This is a genomic window from Sphingobacterium sp. NPDC055346 (assembly GCF_053645235.1).
Genome location: NZ_JBSHMI010000002.1, coordinates 306,523 through 324,808 on the forward strand (window position 1 = coordinate 306,523; position 18,286 = coordinate 324,808).

The window sequence follows — 18,286 nt, forward strand, 5'->3', positions numbered from 1 at the left end:
TTAAGTGATTGAACGAATTTAATAAAAAAAGCGGATGCCTTGGCATCCGCTCTTCGTAAAATTTTATCGTTGATATCTAATCGTAGAATTCTTGATCAAAGCTCTTTCCTTTGTTTTTGTCAGCGTTTGTACTATCAGGAGTAGAATTTCCTTTTTCAGGGTTTTCCTTTGGCTTTTTGGTCTTCTTTTGACCAAACTCAGCGACTTCCACAATCCTTGGGATACTACTTTTGGGTGCCATATGGCGTAGTTTGCGGATTTTACGTCTGCGTTTGTAGTTTTTAATGATTGAGCTGTCGCGGTATAGGTTCCAGTTCATGAGTAACACACTGAACAGGACTACTGCAAGACCTATGATCTGCATCCTGCTAACCACATGGTCCGTAAAGAAATGGACCAATATCAGTGCTACGATCGGGTTCACGTAAGCGTAGGTGCTGACTTCGGTAGCTGGACGATATTGCAATAGGAAAATATAACAGCTGAAGGCCAAAATAGATCCCAACAAAGCTAGGTAAACCATGGCTCCCCAGTATTCTAATGGAACGGAATTAAATTCAAAACTTTTATATTCCCCATTCAAAAGTGCAACAGTCGTAAAAGCTATACCAGCAACTACCATCTGCCATGCTGTTTTGACCATGACATTGAGGTCTTCCTCAGGTTCTTTTACAGCATTCGGTTCAGCACTCTTTTTGTTCTCTGATTTCTTGTTGTATTTGGAAATTAGTGAACCTACCGTCCATCCAATGGTTCCTACAGTCATGACGATCATGGCAGTAAGTTTTTTGTCATTGTCTCCGTCATTTGCAGAAGCTCCAAAGATTTGCTCTGCAAACAACATGACTACACCGAGGAAACCAAGGATCAATCCCAATAATGTCGGAATGCTGGAAAAGTTTTCTTTCCATTTAGGTTTATCCAAAATAATAAACCATATGGCTGTAGCAGCAGAAAGAATGGATACAATGGCGCTGGAAATGTATTGTTCCGACCAGATGATGGCCGCCATATCGACAAATAGTAAAAGGAAACCGACTAATGCAGCGTCTTTTACGGCACTCTTAATGTAAATCTTATATCCCTTTACCCAACAGTAAAACATCAGCAGTGAACCCGCGATGATAAACCTGATCGAGCCCAAAACAAAAGGAGGGAAAGCGTGCAAGGCTTTCTCAATAAAGAAAAAGGTAGATCCCCAAACGATGTACACCACCAAGTAGGCAAAGATGATGATGCTGCCTGATGGATTTGATGATTTTACCATGGTATTTTTTAGTCCTTTGCAGGAATTACTAATTTATTGTCTTCTTTTACGGTCTCCAGAACGATTGTAGTTCTTGTAGAAATAATGCCTTCTATCTTGCTGAGAGTGTTGCGCATAAGGTCAACAAGTCCCGCAGAATCATTGGTCCTTACTTTGATTAAGTAACCATCCTCACCAGCTATATCATGTACCTCCAATACTTCTGGTATTTCGGCCAAAAGTAAGCCTACTTTTTGTACGCCGATGATATCCTGAGTCTTGATAAAAATAAAGGAAAGCATTTTTTGGTCCAAGGCAACAGGGTTGATCCTAGCGTTATATTGTAGGATAACTTCTTTCTGCTCCAGTTTTTTTACCCTTTCTAAGATCGCTGAAGGGGCCATGCCGAGTTCACGGGCAATATCAGCATTGTTCGTGCGGGCATTGTCCTGCATGATCCGGATTATCTGAAGATCAATTTGATCCAAGGAAATTTCTAGTTTCGCCATAATGCCGCAAATATCGGTAAAGCCGAATTAAATTCAAAGAAATAAGCTAAAAAAAGAATATTATTCAGTTGATTATGACTTTAATAAGATAGGAAGAATTTTTTGGAGTTGAAAATTGGCGTTTTTGCACAAAATATTGTTGCTGAGGCTTATACGAATATAGTCAAATTAGACTATATATGGAAATATATGTTTATGACTTATAATTAATGAAACAATGCGTAGTTTTGTTATTCAATCTATCTTATCGTGTCAGTAGAGTTAAAATTAGCAGCCTTAGCTGAATCCCTAAAGGGGGATTTCTTTTATGATGAAAATATAGCATCCCATCAGACGATGCGTTTAGCCTATTCCACAGATGCCTCGGTGTATCAGGAATTACCATTGGCGGTCTGTATTCCCCAACAAATAGAAGATTTGAAGACCTTGATCCGGTTTGCAAATGAAAATCACATTACCTTGATTCCAAGAACGGCCGGTACCTCCTTGGCAGGTCAGGTTGTAGGGGCAGGTATTGTTATCGATATTTCTAGATTTTTCAATCAGATATTGGAAGTAAATCAAGAGGAGAAATGGGCGAGGGTTCAACCCGGGGTAATCCGTGATGACCTAAATGCCTATTTGAAACCATTTGGACTGATGTTCGGACCTGAAACCTCCACAGCCAGCAGGGCTATGATCGGAGGAATGATCGGAAATAATTCATCTGGATTGCATTCAATCGTTTGGGGAGATACGCGTCATAACCTATTGGAAGCTAATGTGCTATTGGACGATGAGTCAGAAGTGCTTTTTAAGGAACTGAATGAAGCTGCCTATTTTGAAAAGCTTTCCTTAAAATCCCGTGAAGGTGATATTTACAGGAACCTGAACGAACTATTGATCAACAAGGAAAACCAAGAAGCTATACATGCTGGATATCCTAAATCGGAAATAACCCGTAGGAATACGGGCTATGCGCTGGATATGCTGTCAGATAACAGTCAGCCCTTCAATCTATGTAGACTATTGGCCGGATCGGAAGGGACCATCGGCATCATCACCGAGGCTAAAATTAAGCTGATGCCTTTACCAGCAAAAGAAATTGGCCTTTTATGTGTTCATTTCGACGATATGGTGGAATGTATGAAAGGAAATGTAATTGCCTTGAACAATAATCCAGAAGCATCTGAATTGGTAGATAAATATATTTTAGATTTTACAGTTGGGCATCCAACATATCAATACAACCGTTTTTTTATTGAAGGAGATCCTGAGGCCTTATTGATCGTTGAATTCAGGGGCAATAGCCAGGAAGAGATAGCCTTAAAAGCGGAACGTTTGGTTGTTGAATTAAAAGCAGCCGGTTTGGGCTATGCTTATCCATGGATCACTGGGGTTGAAAAGACCAATTTGGTTTGGGACGTACGTAAGGCTGGTTTGGGATTGATCCGTAACCTCCCTGGCGATTCTCAACCTGTGAACCTGATTGAGGACTGTGCAGTTTCCCCAGAAGATTTGCCTAACTATGTGTCCGATATACAAGTGCTGTTGAAGGAAGAGCAGGTGCATGCTTCATATTATGCGCATGCTGGTGCAGGTGAACTGCATATTGAACCTTTCATCAATCTAAAAACGGTCGAAGGAAAAAAGCAATTCCGTCGTATTTTGGAGAAAACTACGGATTTGGTATTAAAGTATAATGGTTCACTGAGTGGTGAACATGGTGATGGTAGATTAAGGGGTGAATTTATTGGAAAAGTTCTAGGAGATAAGGTATATAAACTTCTGTTACAGGTAAAAAAGATATTTGACCCAAACAATGTGTTTAATGCTAAAAAGATTGTAGATACCCCTCCAATGGATACCCATCTGCGTTATGACCAGGTGACTGACGCCAAGCAGATCAAGACATATTTTGATTTTACGAAGAATGAAAGCATCCTACGTTTAGCCGAAAAATGCTCGGGTTCCGGAGACTGTAGAAAAACAGAGATAACTGGTGGAACCATGTGTCCATCTTTTATGGCTACTAGGGATGAGAAAGATACCACACGGGCTAGAGCAAATATGCTTCGTCAATTCCTGACCAATTCAACACAGAGCAATCGATTCAATCATGAGGAGATAAAAGAGGTCATGGACCTTTGTTTGAGCTGTAAAGGTTGTAAAACGGAATGTCCATCCAGCGTGGATATCGCGAAGATGAAGGCAGAGTTCCTACAGCATTATTATGATGCGAATGGAAGTCCTTTTAGGGCGAAGCTGATTGCCAATTTTACTGAATCCCAAAAACTGGGGTCTATGGTTGCTCCAATCTATAATTTCTTTGCAACAAATAGTTTTACCTCAAGTATCATTAAATCTGTGGTTGGTTTTGCGCCTGGAAGATCCTTGCCAAAGGTGCATGGAACTACCTTCAGCCAGTGGGCATCAAAACAACCTAATACCACAAGTACACGTAAGGTTTTCCTGTTCAGTGATGAGTTTACCAATTACAACGACACGGAAGTTGGGATAACCGCCTATAAGTTATTAACCGCTCTGGGATATGAAGTTATCGTTCCTAAGTTAAAGGAAAGTGGTAGGACCTATCTGTCGAAGGGATTTGTCAAGAAAGCAAAAGAACTTGCTAATCAGAACGTGGACTTAGCTTCGCAGGAAGTGAGTGCAGAAAGCCCTCTGCTAGGGATTGAGCCTTCTGCTATCATCACCTTTAGAGATGAATATCCGGATTTAGTCGATGATTCTAAACGAGAAAAAGCGAATACATTGGCAAAGAATGCCTTAATGATCGATGAGTTCTTGGTTCGAGAAATGAAAGCTGGTAGGATTCATCCAGAGCAATTCACGGCAGAACCACAAAAAATAAAGTTGCATGGTCACTGTTATCAGAAAGCCTTCAAATTGGTGGATACTACCAAGGAGTTTTTATCCTTTCCTTCCAATTATGAGGTGGAAGTGATACCTTCAGGATGTTGTGGAATGGCAGGTTCGTTTGGCTACGAGAAGGAACATTTTGATGTTTCGCAGAAGGTTGCTGAACTGGTCTTATTCCCAACTTTGCGTAAAACAGGTGGGGAATACCTTATTGCAGCAGCAGGAACAAGCTGTAGGCATCAGATCAAGGATGGTTTGCAGCGAAAATCCTTCCATCCTGTGGAGATCATTTATGATGCTTTGATCAAGAAATAATAAACAAAAACGATATTTTATTGTATTAAAAGTAAACATATTAGATTATGAAAAAGATAACAACTATAGCTTTGCTGGTTTCTACAGCGGTTTGGATGGGTTCATGTGGTAACTCTAACAAAACCGAAGGTGGTTCGGGTGATTCCACAGGTACGACGGCTTCTACCGCTTTGAAACCGATGACCAATACCACTGATGGAAGTCTGTTGCACCTTTATTTTGATTTAACAAATCCGAACCCAACGGACTCTTCCATCGTTTATGAAGCTAAAGCAGAATACAATAATGAGCCTGTAGGTTTTACTGTTGAAGTATTAAAAACCATTGATGCTGGTATTGATGCACAAGGTAAACCAGATGAAGAATTGGGATTTAAGAAAGGATCTGTAAGGATTACCTCAAATGGTGCAGCTTCAGATAATTTCGTAAAATCATTGGGAACATTGTTCAATTTGCCTACCGATGGCAAAATGACCACTACGACCTTGGAGCCTTTGGTTTTTTCATCTAACAAGGATAAAGTAGACCTTTCTAAGCCTGGAACCTATAGTTTCAAGTATTTCTTTGATAACGGTTCAGGTAAAGAAGCTGAGATTTTTGGTTATGTTGATACTTACAAACAATCCTTCGAACTTGGTGAAAAAGATTCGACCAATCGTGCAGCATTAATTTCTGCATTTGAAGGTAAATAAAATTTATTTAGTGTATTTTAGAGGATCAGTTAAAAGCTGGTCCTTTTTTATGCAATTACACTACGTACGATTAATATTTTGCCTGTTTATCTTAGTCCTTAGCGGTAATCAATGTCTTGCTCAAGAAGTACTTCATGGCGAACGTGTTGCTAAGGGAAAAGTAAGCGATCCTGCATTGGATGAAATTTCAGGCATAATTTCTTCCATCAATAACCCCGGTATGTTTTGGGTGCATAATGATAGTGGCGATGATGCTAGGGTATATTTAATTGATTCCGCTGCAAACCTTATGTGCAGTTATCAACTAGATGGGGTGGAGGCAATTGATATTGAGGATATTGCTTGGGTGGAACTGGACGGACAGTCCTATGTGGTTTTGGGGGATATTGGTGATAATTTGGCCAAAAGAACCCAATTATCTCTATATATCTTTCCTGAACCCGTTTTGAAACCGGGCGTGACGTTTGATTCTATTTCAAGGTCTGCAATTTCGATCAAGCATTTAAAATATCCTGGTAAAGCCAGGGACGCTGAGGCAATTTTTATAGATCCCTTGGATAAACAATTCTATTTAGTTTCAAAAAGGGAGCTTAGGTCCAGTCTTTATTCTGCTGAAATCTTCAAGGGGAATAAAGATACCTATATCCTCAAACCGATCTTAAGTTTTCCATTCACATTTATTACAGCTGCAGATATTTCTCCAAAAAGGGATGCTGTAGTTATGAAAAATTTAACAAGTATATTTTATTGGCCTTTAGCTAGTAAAGCACCATTGATTGAAGCGCTGAAGAAGCAGCCGCTACCTATTCCTTATGAGCCAGAACCTCAAGGGGAGGCTATTTCTTTTGACCGAAAATCAGACGGAATTTTTACAATCAGTGAGCGTCCATTCGGCCTAGACTCGTATCTTTATTATTATCATATATCTAAACACTAAATCTCATGAGAATCATTTTATCCCTACTGACTATCTTCCTAAGTTCCGGGTTAGTTCAGGCGGCAAAGGTGGATACCATTGCAGTACACAGTGCTGCCATGAACAAAGCAATCAAAACAGTCGTTATTCAACCAGAGGGATCAAAGAAGAAAGACCTGCCTACCTTATATCTTTTGCATGGCTATTCAGGGAATTATGGAGATTGGATAAATAAGGTTCCGGCGATCAAGGAATTGGCAGATCACTATGGAATATTGATTGTTTGTCCTGATGGTGGTTTTGGCAGTTGGTATTGGGATTCAGAAATTGATCAAGATTTTAAATATGAGACCTTTGTGGCGAAGGAGTTGGTCAATTATATCGATGGAAAATATCCTGTTATCAAAGATCGCAGCAAACGTGGAATCACTGGATTGAGCATGGGCGGACATGGAGCTTTATATTTAGCCATTCGCCATCAAGATACCTTTGGTGCGGTAGGAAGTACCGCTGGAGGGGTGGATATCCGTCCTTTTCCTAATAATTGGGATATGGCAAAAAGGATAGGGTCGTATGATCAAAATCCTCAAGTGTGGGAGGGTCATACTGTGATGGAATTGACGCACTTGATTAAGCCGAAGTCTTTAGAGATTTTCATTGATTGCGGGACAGAAGATTTTTTTTATGATGTAAATGCAAAATTCCATGAAAAATTAACCTACTTAAATATCCCACATCGATATTTAAGCATGCCAGGGGCCCATAATTGGGATTATTGGAGCAAATCAATTCAATACCAATTGATATTTTTTCAGGACTTCTTTTCTAAAGTATAGGATTATGACTTTTTTGGATAAATTATTTGCTAGATTGAATAATATTAATAAATTTGGACTTTATACGAGATTATAAACCTGTAAAAGCCATTTTGTTGTTCAGAATGGCTTTTTTAATTTTGACCATGATTTTTAACCTAAAGCGAATGAAATCGCTATCCCAATGCATGAGCATCAGTCTCATCGTGCTGTTAGTTTTTGTAAGTGATTTGACGTTGGCACAGGAAAAATTAACCTTAAGCGGTTATGTTCGTGATGCTAATTCAGGTGAAAGTTTAATTGCAGCAGTAATAAGAGTGAGGTCGCTCAATTTAAGCACTTATTCGAACAACTATGGATTCTACTCGATCAGTTTGCCTGAAGGTAAGCATGAGATTGAAATATCTTATGTAGGATATGCCAGTAAGGATGAACAGGTGGAAGTCAATGAATCTAAACGCCTTAATTTTGAGTTAGTGTCTAACTCAAGTGTAATTGAGGAAATTGTTGTAACTGCTAAAAAGGAGGATGACCATGTTACTTCTGCGCAAATGGGGAATCTGAAATTCAGCATGGAGGAACTGAAGAATATACCAGTCCTGTTTGGTGAAAAGGATGTGTTGAAAAGCATTCAATTGCTTCCGGGAGTATCTCCTGGGGGTGAAGGCAGTTCTAATTTCTATGTGCGCGGTGGCGGAGGGGACCAAAATTTAATCCTATTGGATGAGGCAACTGTTTATAACGCATCTCATTTAATGGGTTTCTTCTCTACTTTTAATTCTGATGCCATCAAGGATGCAAACCTGTTTAAAGGGGGGATTCCCGCTCAATATGGCGGTCGTATTTCTTCGGTAATGGATATCAGTATGCTGGACGGAAACAACAAGAAGTTCAGTGGGGAAGGTGGAATTGGGTTAATTGCATCTAGATTGAAGTTGGAAGGACCGATTGTAAAAGATAAAAGCTCCTTTATGATCAGTGGGCGACGGACCTATGCGGATCTGTTCTTGAAGCTTTCTCCGGATGAAAAGGCTAGTCAAAGTAAATTATATTTCTATGACCTGAATGCCAAATTCAACTATAAATTGAATGATCGCAATACTATCTATCTATCGGGTTATTTTGGAAAGGATGATTTAGGATATTCAGATCTATTTGCCTTCGATTGGGGTAATTCTACAGCCACAGTGCGCTGGAACTCCATCATCAATCCGCAATTGTTTAGCAATACTTCCTTAATCTATAGCGATTTCGCCTATCACGTTAATGTTAACAGTGATGATTCTAAGTTCAGGATTGCTTCCAAGATCAGGAACCTAAACCTTAAACAAGACTTCTCATATTACTCCAATGATAACAGTACCATTCGATTTGGGGTCAATCTTTTGCGTCAGGAAATCCGTCCTGCCAGCATCAGTGCAGTAGATGAATCATCAGATATCAACAGTATTGAAATTGAAAGAAGGCAGGGCATTGAGGCTTCTGCATATATATCCCATGATTGGAAACCTTTTGAAAAGCTCTCCTTGATCTATGGCGTAAGATTCAGTGATTTCATGGTCATGGGTCCAGGTACATTCTATGAATTTAATGAGGAAGGCGACGCAATTTCCGAATCTTATTATGAGTCAGGGATTGCCAAGCATTATTTCAATATTGAACCGAGATTATCTCTTTCCTACGCATTCAATTCCAGCAATAGCATCAAAGCCAGTTTCAATAGGATGTCGCAGAATTTGCACCAATTGACGAATACGACGGCGAGTTTACCGACCGATCAATACATGGTCAGCAGTATGAACGTAAAGCCACAGATCGCTGATCAAGCGGCATTGGGTTACTTCCGTAATTTTAAGGATAATACCTATGAGTTTTCAGTAGAGGCCTATTACAAATATATGCACAACCAAATTGACTTTAGAAATGGTGCCGACCTGCAGGCTAATAAGCAATTGGAAGGGGAACTGTTGTATGGTGTCGGTCGTTCTTATGGAACAGAATTTCTCTTGAGGAAGAGAAAAGGGAAATTCAGTGGTTGGTTGGGCTATACACTTTCAAAGAGTGAAAGACAATTCGATGAAATCAATGATGGTGCTTGGTTTGATGCTAGGCAAGACCGTACCCACGATATTTCTTTGGTTGGTATTTATCAGTTGACCAAAAAATGGACCTTGGGAGCAACTTTCGTTTATTATACGGGAAATGCTATTACTTTCCCAAGTGGCAAGTATCAAATTGACGGAAGGACCATGTTCTATTATGCAGAGCGTAACGGTTACAGGATGCCTGATTATCATCGTTTGGATCTATCAGCTACCTATGAGCCTAAAAAGGAGAACAAGAAATTTCATTCAAGCTGGTCATTCGGTGTGTATAATGCCTATAACCGCAAGAATGCCTATGTAATTGATTTTAGGGAAAATAAAGAAAATGCTAATATCACTGAAGCCTATAAGATAGCCTTGTTTGGCGCTATTCCTTCAGTAACTTGGAACTTTAAATTTTAAGATGATGCAAAAGAGATCGCTATATAGTTTGTTCATTTTATCTTTTATACTCTTATTCAGTAGTTGTGAAGAGTTGATCGATGTAGACCTCAACGAGGTCAATCCGCAAATTGTGATTGTTGGGGATATGAACAACGAGGAGAGTACCCATGAAGTTCTTGTCACAAGAACAGTTGATTTTGATGAGCCTAGACCTTTTGAGCCTGTTCTGGATGCTTCTGTTTTTATCCAATTGGGAAACGGCAGGACCTTTAGGTTCAACTCTGTTGGAGAAGGACGATATGCAAACTCCAATATGCCAATTTCTGTTGGCGAAACTTACACCTTGACCGTAAGTGTTGATGGCAAAGAATATAAATCAACGACAAAGATGTTGCCTTATATTGAAGTAGAATCGATTGGGGTCAATCAGGAGACCCTTTTTAAGGAGACCTATTTCTTTTTGAACTTTAAGTTTTATGATCCGGAAGGAGAGGAAAACTATTACCGTTACAGCATTAAGATCAATGATGGTCCGTTTAAGTCAAATTCAGTATTCTCTGACAAATACAATAACGGTAATGAAGTCACCCACCAATTGGGCCGGGAATATGGCAATGAGATCAAGCCTGGAGATAAATTATTGGTAAGAAGGTATGTAATCAGTAAGGAATCCTTTAATTATTGGTCTGAATATATGTCCACTAACCCTGGTAGTGCTTCTCCAGGTAACCCAAGCTCAAATATCAGCAATGGTGCATTGGGTTATTTCAGCGTTAGCAGTGCGAGGGATTATACAGTTGAAATCGATAAGGCCTCAGAAGGATAGGGTCTTAAATTGATACCCTCTTGCTAAGAGGGTATCAATGCTTTTTGGTAAAGCATATTTCACATTATCAATGGCTTTTAAATTGTCATGAAAGACAATGATGCTGCCATTTCTTGTAAAGTCTACACAATTCTCATAACATTGTTCGGGGCTGATCCGATAATCGTAATCACCAGTTAGAACATCCCACATGATGATTTTATAATCTTTTGATAAGATCTTCATTTGGGTTTTTTTGGCTCTACCATAGGGTGGTCGGAATAAAGGTGTTTTTGTCAAGGCATTGCACTTGGCAATATTGTCCAGATATAGTTGGTTGTCTGTGTCCCATCCTTTTAAGTGGTTGTAGGTATGGTTTCCTACCGCATGGCCTTCCTCAAGGATCCTTTGAAAGATATCCGGATGCTTTTGGACATTTTCTCCTACGCAAAAAAAGGTCGCCTTGATGTTTTTTTCTTTCAAACAATCCAGTATCCAAGGGGTGATTTCTGGAATTGGACCGTCGTCAAATGTTAAGTAAATATTATTTCTTTCTTTTTCTTTTCTCCAAATCGCTTGTGGATACACGTAATTGAGGATAAAAAAAGGGCGGACAAAATGCATATTGTTTCGATCGGATATTTTTACAAATTTAATCAAAGTTTTAACAATGGATTAGCATAAGTTTTTTGAATATGCGAAAGCTTGCCGAGTACTTTCAACTATCCCAAAAGGAGCAAAGAGGGATGTTGTTTTTGATCTGTATCTTATTCCTGCTCTTTCTCGCCCATATCTTCCTTCCTATATTCTATCCTAAAAAAGAGATTACCCTACGAATTGAACATTTCCATGTAACGGAAAGGGCAGAGCCTCAATACGAGGAAGGATCTTATGTAGAAAAGGGACCTGTATTAAGGAAAAAGCCCAAGACGGAATTGTTTCTGTTTGATCCGAATACCTTGGATAAAGCAGGTTGGCAGAGGCTAGGTCTGAGCAGCAAACAGGCTCAGGTGATTATCAATTACAGAAATAAGGGTGGGACCTTTTATGACAAGGAAGACCTGAGGAAAATTTACTCGCTGAGCGATGAGAAAGTAGAGGAGATATTGCCCTTTGTGAGGATGCCTGAGTTGAAAAGAAGGGAATACAAGGAGAAATTTCCTAGGTATGATAGAAAGGAGTTTGCGAAAAAAGAGAATCGGATTCTAGAGGTCAATAGTTCGGATAGTTTGGCGTTTATGGAATTAAGAGGTATCGGTCCAGCCTTTTCTAGACGAATAGTTCGATTCAGGGAAGCTTTGGGCGGTTATGTTAAACTGGAACAGCTTGCAGAGGTCTATGGTCTACCGGAAGAGACCTATCAGAATATTTTACCCTACCTTAGGATTGATACCAGCTTGGTCAAAAGACTGCCGATAAACCATATCAGCCAAAATGATTTAGGTAAACATCCCTACGTTAAATACAAAAGAGCGCAGACAATCATCAATTATAGAAAACAGCACGGTGCATTTAAATCCATGGAAGATTTAAGGAATGTTCATTCGTTGGATGAAGAATTTTTCCGTAAAATTGAACTTTATTTGGATTTTAGATAGCATCGATGATTGAAGAACAACTGAAGACCTATATACGTGATATTCCTGATTTTCCACAGCCAGGGATCGTGTTTAAAGATATTACTCCATTATTGCAACAGCCTGAGATAGTAAAACTAGCGGTCCAGGAGTTTGCGAAAAAACTGGAAGGAATTGAGATTGATGTCATTGCCGGAATTGAAAGCAGAGGCTTTTTATTCGGGTTCCTTTTGGCACAAGAGCTCAATAAACCTTTTGTACCCATTCGTAAGCAAGGGAAATTGCCCTTCCATACCATTTCTGAATCGTATAAATTGGAGTACGGACAGGCAACGATAGAAATGCATGAGGATGCCATTCAACAAGGTACCAAAGTATTGATGCATGATGATCTGCTTGCTACCGGCGGGACAGTAGTTGCGGCAAGTAAGTTGGTGGAAAAGTTAGGCGGAGTGATCACAGGTTATTCTTTTGTGATCAGTTTGGATTTCCTTCAAAGTGCTGGCAGATTGACCCGATTCAGCGAGAATATCATCTCACTGGTTCATTATGAGGATTAATTAAAACAATCTAGCCCTTTATGGGGTTATTGGATTAGACGACGCTTATACACAAAAAAAGGCTCGAAACAGTATTGTTTCGAGCCTTTATGTTTGGACGCATTAAAACTCGCCTTGGACTTTGTAATAATTTTCTCCCATAACCTTTACATGCTGATTCTTTTCAACCAGATAAAATTTATCCTTTTCATAAACTAGGAATTCAGAAGTCTTATACAAGGTGTTTCTTACTTCCTTTTCTATAGAAATCATTTCTGCATTTCCTTCCTTGTTTAATTTAATCCGAACACAGGATAGATCTAACTCAGGATTAGTGAAACTATATTGGATTAAGGAGTCAGTGGAATCTACTTTTACAAAACCAGCATAAGCTGGTTTGTTCAAGTCTATGGCTTGAAAGCTTGAGAGCTCAATTTGCCAATCCTTGATCTTTAGAATTTTTGTTTCCTCTTGGTCGTCCTTTTTAACAGTTTTATTGATTTCTGGGTTTATGGATGCTAAAGAGTCTATTTCCTTTTGGAAAAAGGCTGGGATGTCAAAATACTTTTCTGGACTGCTGGGGTCCTTCTTCACTTGGTTGCCATTGCTGCAACTAGAAAAAGCAGCAGTAATGATTACTGCCGCCAAGATTTGAATATTTTTTATGTTAATATACAAGGACATCTCCTGTCATTTCGGTAGGAATTGGCAAGTTCAACAGTGCTAATACGGTTGGAGCAACATCACCAAGCTTACCATCCTTAATGTTTTTAAATTGACTGTCAATCAAGATACAAGGAACTAAGTTGGTTGTATGTGCCGTGTTTACAGAGCCATCTTCATTGATCATGAACTCAGAGTTACCGTGGTCTGCCAGAATAATAAAGGAATAACCGTTATTGATTCCAGTTTCAACCACTCGCTTGGTACAAGCATCAACCGTTTCAACTGCTTTTACCACCGCTTCAAAAACTCCAGTATGGCCTACCATATCAGGGTTTGCAAAGTTGAGGCAGATGAAGTCTGGACCGTTTTCTTCCATATCCTTACAGATAGAGTCGGCAATGATATTGGCACTCATTTCAGGTTGTAAGTCATAGGTAGCAACCTTAGGAGAAGGAATCAATAATCTTCTTTCACCTTCAAACTCGTTTTCACGACCGCCCGAGAAAAAGAACGTAACGTGTGGATATTTTTCAGTTTCAGCAATCCTAACCTGTGTTTTATGTTGTAAGGACAAGGTTTCTCCTAAAGTCTGTGTTAGATTGTCTTTTTGGAAGATCACTTTCACATCCTTAAAGGTGTCATCATAAGAAGTCATGGTCACATAATACAAGTTCAGTGGATGCATATCGTATTCCGGAAATGCTTGTTGCGTAAGGGCAACAGTGATTTCACGACCACGATCTGTACGGAAATTATAACAGATAACTACATCACCTTCTTGGATGGTAGCTTTTGGAAGTCCATTCGCATCCACCATTACGATTGGTTTCAGGAATTCATCTGTTACACCTTGGCTATACGATTGCTCAATCGACTCAACAAGGTTGTTAGATGGGATACCGATACCTTTGGTCAATAGGTCATAAGCTTGTTTTACTCTTTCCCAACGATTATCACGGTCCATTGAATAGTATCTACCAATTGCGGAAGCAATTGTTCCTACTGAATGTTTCAAGTGATTGTCAAGATCAGTAACATAGCCTACACCACCGTTCGGGTCTGTATCACGACCATCTAAGAAAGCATGGATAAACACTTGCTCATTAGTAAGGTTTGCATCCTGAGCGGCATCCGTTAAAGCCTTTAAGTGTTCAATATGTGCGTGTACCCCTCCATCAGACAATAAGCCGATGAAATGTACTTTTTTGTTGTTTGTTTTTGCATAATTGAAAGCAGCTTGTATTGTAGGATCAATTTTGAAGACACCTTCTTGAGCGGCTTTGTTGATCCGTCCTAATTCTTGGTATACGATTCTACCAGCACCCAAGTTCATGTGTCCAACTTCAGAGTTGCCCATTTGACCTGCAGGTAAACCTACGGCTTCGCCAGATGCTTCAAGTTTGGAGTTAGGATAGGTTGACAGCAAATAGTCTAAAAAAGGAGTGTTAGCGGCTATTACAGCGTTTGAATTATCATTTTTTCCGTAGCCTAGTCCATCCAGGATCAGTAGTGCTACTTTTTTATTTTCAGAACTCATTACACAAATATACTTATAATTCATAAAAATATTAAGGAATGGGGCTGTATAGTTTGTATTGCAACAAAATAGTGAATATGTACTTTTAACAAGGATTGGCATAATTTTCGCTGAATGTTCCTCGGAAAATGAATTTAATGTTTAGTAGCTGTTATCATGCATAATATGCTGCTTTTGACTCCAAGTCAATTATGATAGAAATGAGGAATGGTTATTGGAAAAAAATAAGGCAGATTGCTTTTGCAATGCTGCTTTTGCCGTTTCTATTGTTCAGTAGTTTTCAATCTGACGTAGGATTAGAAATATTAGGGGCGTTGAAAGCGAATAACGCAAAGAATGTTGCTAACTTTTTTGGACAGAATGTTTCCTTATCCATCAAGAATGATTCGGGGTATTATTCAAAGTTCCAAGCTGAGGTAATCCTGAGTGATTTCTTTCGCTTGACCAAAACTTCCGAAGTGAAACAGGTTCAGCGGACTAACAGCAGTAACAACAGTTTTTATATAGTCTATCAAATCAAGACAAACCAAGGATCTTACCGTGTTTTTGTCAAGTTAGTTCAATCGGGGGGAGATGCCCAAATCAATGAACTTCGGATAGAATAATCTTCAGTTTTTCATATTTAAGTTTCCATATAAATATATTTTTATTCATCTTCGCTTAATTTTAAATTGTAAATGGAGAGAGAATTCAAAGATAAACTAGTACATTTTGTTCAAGAGGCCCTTGTGGAAGATGTAGGAGCAGGGGATTATACCTCATTATCTACGATAAAAGAAGAACAATTAGGAGAGGCCCAATTATTAGTCAAAGAGGAGGGTGTCCTTGCAGGGGTAGAAGTGGCTAAAGAAATATTTTCTCAAATTGACCCAACCATAGAATTTACGCAGCTTATCGCTGATGGCGACTCTGTAAAATACGGAGATATAGCCTTTAAAATAAAAGGTAAAATCCATACTATTCTTAAAGGAGAACGTTTGGTTCTCAATATCATGCAGCGAATGTCTGGTATTGCTACCCAAACTGCTCAATATGTGAAGGCCATTGCAGGAACTCATGCAAAGGTATTGGATACCCGTAAAACAACTCCCTTGTTGAGGTTTTTGGAGAAAAAAGCTGTTGAAATTGGGGGAGGTTCCAACCACCGTTTCGGTCTATATGATATGATCTTGATCAAGGATAATCATGTGGATTATGCAGGTGGTATCTCCGCTGCGGTGAATGCAGCCTTTGATTACAAAAAACAAAACCAATTAGATATTGCTATTGAAGTAGAAGTCCGAAATTTTGAGGAATTAAATGAAGTGCTAAACCTTCCGGCTGTTGATCGTGTTATGTTAGATAACTTCAGTCCAGCACAAGTGAAGGAAGCTGTTGATTTAGTTGATGATAGATTGGTTACAGAAGCTTCTGGCGGGATCACTTTAGAGACGATTGCTGAATATGCGAAAACCGGTGTAGATTTTATCTCTGTTGGAGCATTAACGCATTCGGTCAAAAGTCTGGATTTAAGCTTAAAAGCAAAACTTATTTAGTAAATTGCTGTAAATGATATCAATATACCTTGTTGGAATTGTCATATTAGCATATCTTTTCGGTTCGATCCCTACTGCGGTATGGTTTGGACAGGCATTTTATGGAGTAGATGTACGTGAATACGGAAGTGGAAATGCCGGTGCCACCAATACCTTTCGTGTATTAGGCAAAAAGGCGGGGTCCATTGTAATGTTTGTCGATATCTTAAAGGGATGGACAGCCACTAATTTACCATATTTATTAGATGCCACGATTGTAGGAAACCATGATGCACCTCAATTTGTCAATGTACAGTTGGCCTTGGGGGTAATCGCTGTATTAGGGCATTTATTTCCGATTTTCGCAGGCTTTAGAGGAGGGAAAGGTGTTGCAACCTTATTTGGTATGGTCCTAGCGATCCATTGGCCTGCAGCGCTGGTATGTGTGTCAGTCTTCATCGTCGTACTCCTAGTTACCCATTATGTATCCTTGAGCTCCATTATGGCCGGCTTTGCCTTCCCATTTAGTGTAGCATTTATTTTTAAGACGACCGTTCCTTCCATTCTCCTATATGGAATCGCAATTTGTGCCCTCATTCTAGTCACTCACCAGAAAAACATTGAAAGACTTCTCAAAGGCAAAGAATCCAAAATATATTTATTCAAGAAAAAAACACAGGATTAAACTTTTGGGTACAAGTTTTGTTTAATACTTCAAGATAATTTAAATGTATTAGATAAACTAAATCAAGAACACTTATGAAACGAATAACAAAATACGCCTCCATGCTGCTTTTAGGAGCTACTTTGGTAGGTTGTGCCACTTCCGCTATTACCGGGCGAAAGTATCTTAAATTGGTAGACTCTCAGACTATCAATAATCAAGCTGCATTGGCATATAAAGATTTTTTAAGTAAAAATAGCTCTAAAGTTGAAACCGGTTCAGCTGCTGCTACTCAAGTAAAACGCGTGGGTAACAGAATTGCAGCTGCTACAAACGAATATTTGAGGCAGATTGGGGCTGCTGATAAATTCAATTTCAACTGGGAATTCAACCTGATTGAAAGTGATCAAGTGAATGCTTGGTGTATGCCAGGAGGTAAAGTTGCAGTTTATACAGGTATCTTACCAATCGCAAAGAACGATGCTGGATTAGCTACCGTAATGGGGCATGAAATTGCTCACGCAATTGAGGAGCACTCAGTGTCTCAAGTATCCAATGCAATGGCAGCTCAGTTTGGAGCACAATTATTAAATGCTGCCGGAACGATCAGTAACAGTAGATATACTGGTTTATTCAACCAGATTTATGGTATTGGTTATCAAGTAGGGTCATTGAAATTCTCAAGAAACGATGAATTAGCAGCTGATAAAGCTGGTCTTATCTTGATGGCAATGGCAGGTTACAACCCACAAGAAGCTGTAGCATTCTGGGAAAGAATGTCGCAAGGCAAAAAAGGCGGGAACCCAGAATGGTTGAGTACTCACCCTAGCGATGCTAGACGTATCAGCCAATTGCAGGCAATGGTTCCTGAAGCAATGAAGTATTATAAAAAATAAAATTAAAATAAAACGAAGAAAGCCGACAAGTAATTGTCGGCTTTCTTCGTTTTAGACTAAGAGACATCAGACATAAGACATCAGACCTTTACATCTCGGTACTAGGCATTAATATTCTTACAAAACCATTGTTTTTTGGTCCATTTCCTTAGGTCTTATGTCTAACTGTCTAACAGTCTCATGTCTTAAAAAAAGTAACGAAAAAAAATATTTTATTTTTTCTGTTACTTTTTTTAACAAATACGTA

17 protein-coding genes are annotated in these 18,286 nt (G+C 39.2%); 12 read left to right on the plus strand and 5 right to left on the minus strand.

The window, feature by feature from the left end:
* Positions 1-76 precede the first annotated feature (76 nt).
* The gene (locus ACWICE_RS05615; protein WP_185217831.1) at positions 77-1,267 is read right to left on the minus strand and encodes an EamA family transporter; all 1,191 of its coding nucleotides are present in this window, start codon (positions 1,265-1,267) and stop codon (positions 77-79) included.
* Positions 1,268-1,275: 8 nt separating this feature from the next.
* The gene (locus ACWICE_RS05620) at positions 1,276-1,755 is read right to left on the minus strand and encodes an Lrp/AsnC family transcriptional regulator (RefSeq protein ID WP_185211848.1); all 480 of its coding nucleotides are present in this window, start codon (positions 1,753-1,755) and stop codon (positions 1,276-1,278) included.
* Positions 1,756-2,004: 249 nt separating this feature from the next.
* Here ACWICE_RS05620 and ACWICE_RS05625 point away from each other — a divergent pair, with 249 nt between their 5' ends.
* The 6 genes from ACWICE_RS05625 (at position 2,005) to ACWICE_RS05650 (ending at position 10,667) form a co-directional block, all read left to right on the plus strand.
* Positions 2,005-4,929, plus strand: coding sequence for an FAD-binding and (Fe-S)-binding domain-containing protein (locus tag ACWICE_RS05625; protein WP_454297832.1), 2,925 nt, complete (start codon positions 2,005-2,007; stop codon positions 4,927-4,929).
* A 47-nt stretch (positions 4,930-4,976) separates the two neighbouring features.
* On the plus strand, positions 4,977-5,621 hold the full coding sequence (locus ACWICE_RS05630; protein ID WP_185217832.1) for a hypothetical protein: 645 nt from the start codon (positions 4,977-4,979) through the stop codon (positions 5,619-5,621).
* A complete protein-coding gene (locus ACWICE_RS05635) occupies positions 5,608-6,558 on the plus strand; it encodes a hypothetical protein (RefSeq protein ID WP_454297833.1) in 951 nt (316 codons plus the stop codon). The genes ACWICE_RS05630 and ACWICE_RS05635 overlap by 14 nt, the downstream gene beginning before the upstream one ends.
* 5 nt (positions 6,559-6,563) lie before the next feature.
* Positions 6,564-7,373 carry an alpha/beta hydrolase gene (locus ACWICE_RS05640; RefSeq protein WP_185211851.1) on the plus strand — a complete coding sequence of 270 codons (810 nt, stop codon included), beginning with the start codon at positions 6,564-6,566 and terminating at the stop codon, positions 7,371-7,373.
* A gap of 146 nt (positions 7,374-7,519) precedes the next feature.
* Positions 7,520-9,859, plus strand: coding sequence for a TonB-dependent receptor (locus tag ACWICE_RS05645; protein ID WP_454297834.1), 2,340 nt, complete (start codon positions 7,520-7,522; stop codon positions 9,857-9,859).
* Position 9,860: 1 nt separating this feature from the next.
* Positions 9,861-10,667 carry a DUF4249 domain-containing protein gene (locus tag ACWICE_RS05650; RefSeq protein WP_254529929.1) on the plus strand — a complete coding sequence of 269 codons (807 nt, stop codon included), beginning with the start codon at positions 9,861-9,863 and terminating at the stop codon, positions 10,665-10,667.
* On the opposite strand, the gene ACWICE_RS05655 is transcribed toward ACWICE_RS05650, so the two are convergent.
* On the minus strand, positions 10,656-11,306 hold the full coding sequence (locus tag ACWICE_RS05655) for a polysaccharide deacetylase family protein (protein WP_454297835.1): 651 nt from the start codon (positions 11,304-11,306) through the stop codon (positions 10,656-10,658). The genes ACWICE_RS05650 and ACWICE_RS05655 overlap by 12 nt on opposite strands.
* 35 nt (positions 11,307-11,341) lie before the next feature.
* Here ACWICE_RS05655 and ACWICE_RS05660 point away from each other — a divergent pair, with 35 nt between their 5' ends.
* The gene (locus ACWICE_RS05660) at positions 11,342-12,244 is read left to right on the plus strand and encodes a ComEA family DNA-binding protein (protein ID WP_454297836.1); all 903 of its coding nucleotides are present in this window, start codon (positions 11,342-11,344) and stop codon (positions 12,242-12,244) included.
* Between the two features lie 5 nt (positions 12,245-12,249).
* Positions 12,250-12,783 (plus strand): adenine phosphoribosyltransferase, encoded by a 534-nt coding sequence (locus ACWICE_RS05665; protein ID WP_185217837.1) that lies wholly within the window; start codon positions 12,250-12,252, stop codon positions 12,781-12,783.
* Positions 12,784-12,885: 102 nt separating this feature from the next.
* Here ACWICE_RS05665 and ACWICE_RS05670 read toward each other — a convergent pair whose 3' ends face one another.
* Positions 12,886-13,410 carry a hypothetical protein gene (locus tag ACWICE_RS05670; protein WP_454297837.1) on the minus strand — a complete coding sequence of 175 codons (525 nt, stop codon included), beginning with the start codon at positions 13,408-13,410 and terminating at the stop codon, positions 12,886-12,888.
* Between the two features lie 19 nt (positions 13,411-13,429).
* Positions 13,430-14,965, minus strand: a complete 1,536-nt coding sequence (gene gpmI, locus ACWICE_RS05675) for a 2,3-bisphosphoglycerate-independent phosphoglycerate mutase (protein ID WP_454297838.1) — start codon at positions 14,963-14,965, stop codon at positions 13,430-13,432.
* Between the two features lie 191 nt (positions 14,966-15,156).
* Here gpmI and ACWICE_RS05680 point away from each other — a divergent pair, with 191 nt between their 5' ends.
* From ACWICE_RS05680 to ACWICE_RS05695, 4 genes are all read left to right on the plus strand, one after another.
* The gene (locus ACWICE_RS05680) at positions 15,157-15,570 is read left to right on the plus strand and encodes a DUF4783 domain-containing protein (RefSeq protein WP_185211858.1); all 414 of its coding nucleotides are present in this window, start codon (positions 15,157-15,159) and stop codon (positions 15,568-15,570) included.
* Between the two features lie 72 nt (positions 15,571-15,642).
* Positions 15,643-16,500 (plus strand): carboxylating nicotinate-nucleotide diphosphorylase, encoded by an 858-nt coding sequence (gene nadC / locus ACWICE_RS05685; protein ID WP_185217840.1) that lies wholly within the window; start codon positions 15,643-15,645, stop codon positions 16,498-16,500.
* A gap of 13 nt (positions 16,501-16,513) precedes the next feature.
* Positions 16,514-17,164 (plus strand): glycerol-3-phosphate 1-O-acyltransferase PlsY, encoded by a 651-nt coding sequence (plsY, locus tag ACWICE_RS05690; RefSeq protein ID WP_185211860.1) that lies wholly within the window; start codon positions 16,514-16,516, stop codon positions 17,162-17,164.
* 74 nt (positions 17,165-17,238) lie between these two features.
* Positions 17,239-18,039: a M48 family metallopeptidase gene (locus ACWICE_RS05695; protein ID WP_185211861.1), complete on the plus strand. Its 801-nt coding sequence runs from the start codon at positions 17,239-17,241 to the stop codon at positions 18,037-18,039.
* Positions 18,040-18,286: the final 247 nt, after the last annotated feature.

Excerpts from the sequence above, each read along its gene's own strand:
- ACWICE_RS05645 (WP_454297834.1), top strand. The coding sequence starts at position 7,520 with ATGAAATCGCTATCCCAATGCATGAGCATCAGTCTCATCGTGCTGTTA.
- ACWICE_RS05650 (WP_254529929.1), top strand. The coding sequence starts at position 9,861 with ATGATGCAAAAGAGATCGCTATATAGTTTGTTCATTTTATCTTTTATA.
- ACWICE_RS05640 (WP_185211851.1), top strand. The coding sequence starts at position 6,564 with ATGAGAATCATTTTATCCCTACTGACTATCTTCCTAAGTTCCGGGTTA.
- ACWICE_RS05620 (WP_185211848.1), bottom strand. The coding sequence starts at position 1,755 with ATGGCGAAACTAGAAATTTCCTTGGATCAAATTGATCTTCAGATAATC.
- ACWICE_RS05695 (WP_185211861.1), top strand. The coding sequence starts at position 17,239 with ATGAAACGAATAACAAAATACGCCTCCATGCTGCTTTTAGGAGCTACT.
- plsY (WP_185211860.1), top strand. The coding sequence starts at position 16,514 with ATGATATCAATATACCTTGTTGGAATTGTCATATTAGCATATCTTTTC.
- ACWICE_RS05615 (WP_185217831.1), bottom strand. The coding sequence starts at position 1,267 with ATGGTAAAATCATCAAATCCATCAGGCAGCATCATCATCTTTGCCTAC.
- ACWICE_RS05630 (WP_185217832.1), top strand. The coding sequence starts at position 4,977 with ATGAAAAAGATAACAACTATAGCTTTGCTGGTTTCTACAGCGGTTTGG.
- ACWICE_RS05660 (WP_454297836.1), top strand. The coding sequence starts at position 11,342 with ATGCGAAAGCTTGCCGAGTACTTTCAACTATCCCAAAAGGAGCAAAGA.
- ACWICE_RS05680 (WP_185211858.1), top strand. The coding sequence starts at position 15,157 with ATGATAGAAATGAGGAATGGTTATTGGAAAAAAATAAGGCAGATTGCT.
- nadC (WP_185217840.1), top strand. The coding sequence starts at position 15,643 with ATGGAGAGAGAATTCAAAGATAAACTAGTACATTTTGTTCAAGAGGCC.
- gpmI (WP_454297838.1), bottom strand. The coding sequence starts at position 14,965 with ATGAGTTCTGAAAATAAAAAAGTAGCACTACTGATCCTGGATGGACTA.
- ACWICE_RS05665 (WP_185217837.1), top strand. The coding sequence starts at position 12,250 with ATGATTGAAGAACAACTGAAGACCTATATACGTGATATTCCTGATTTT.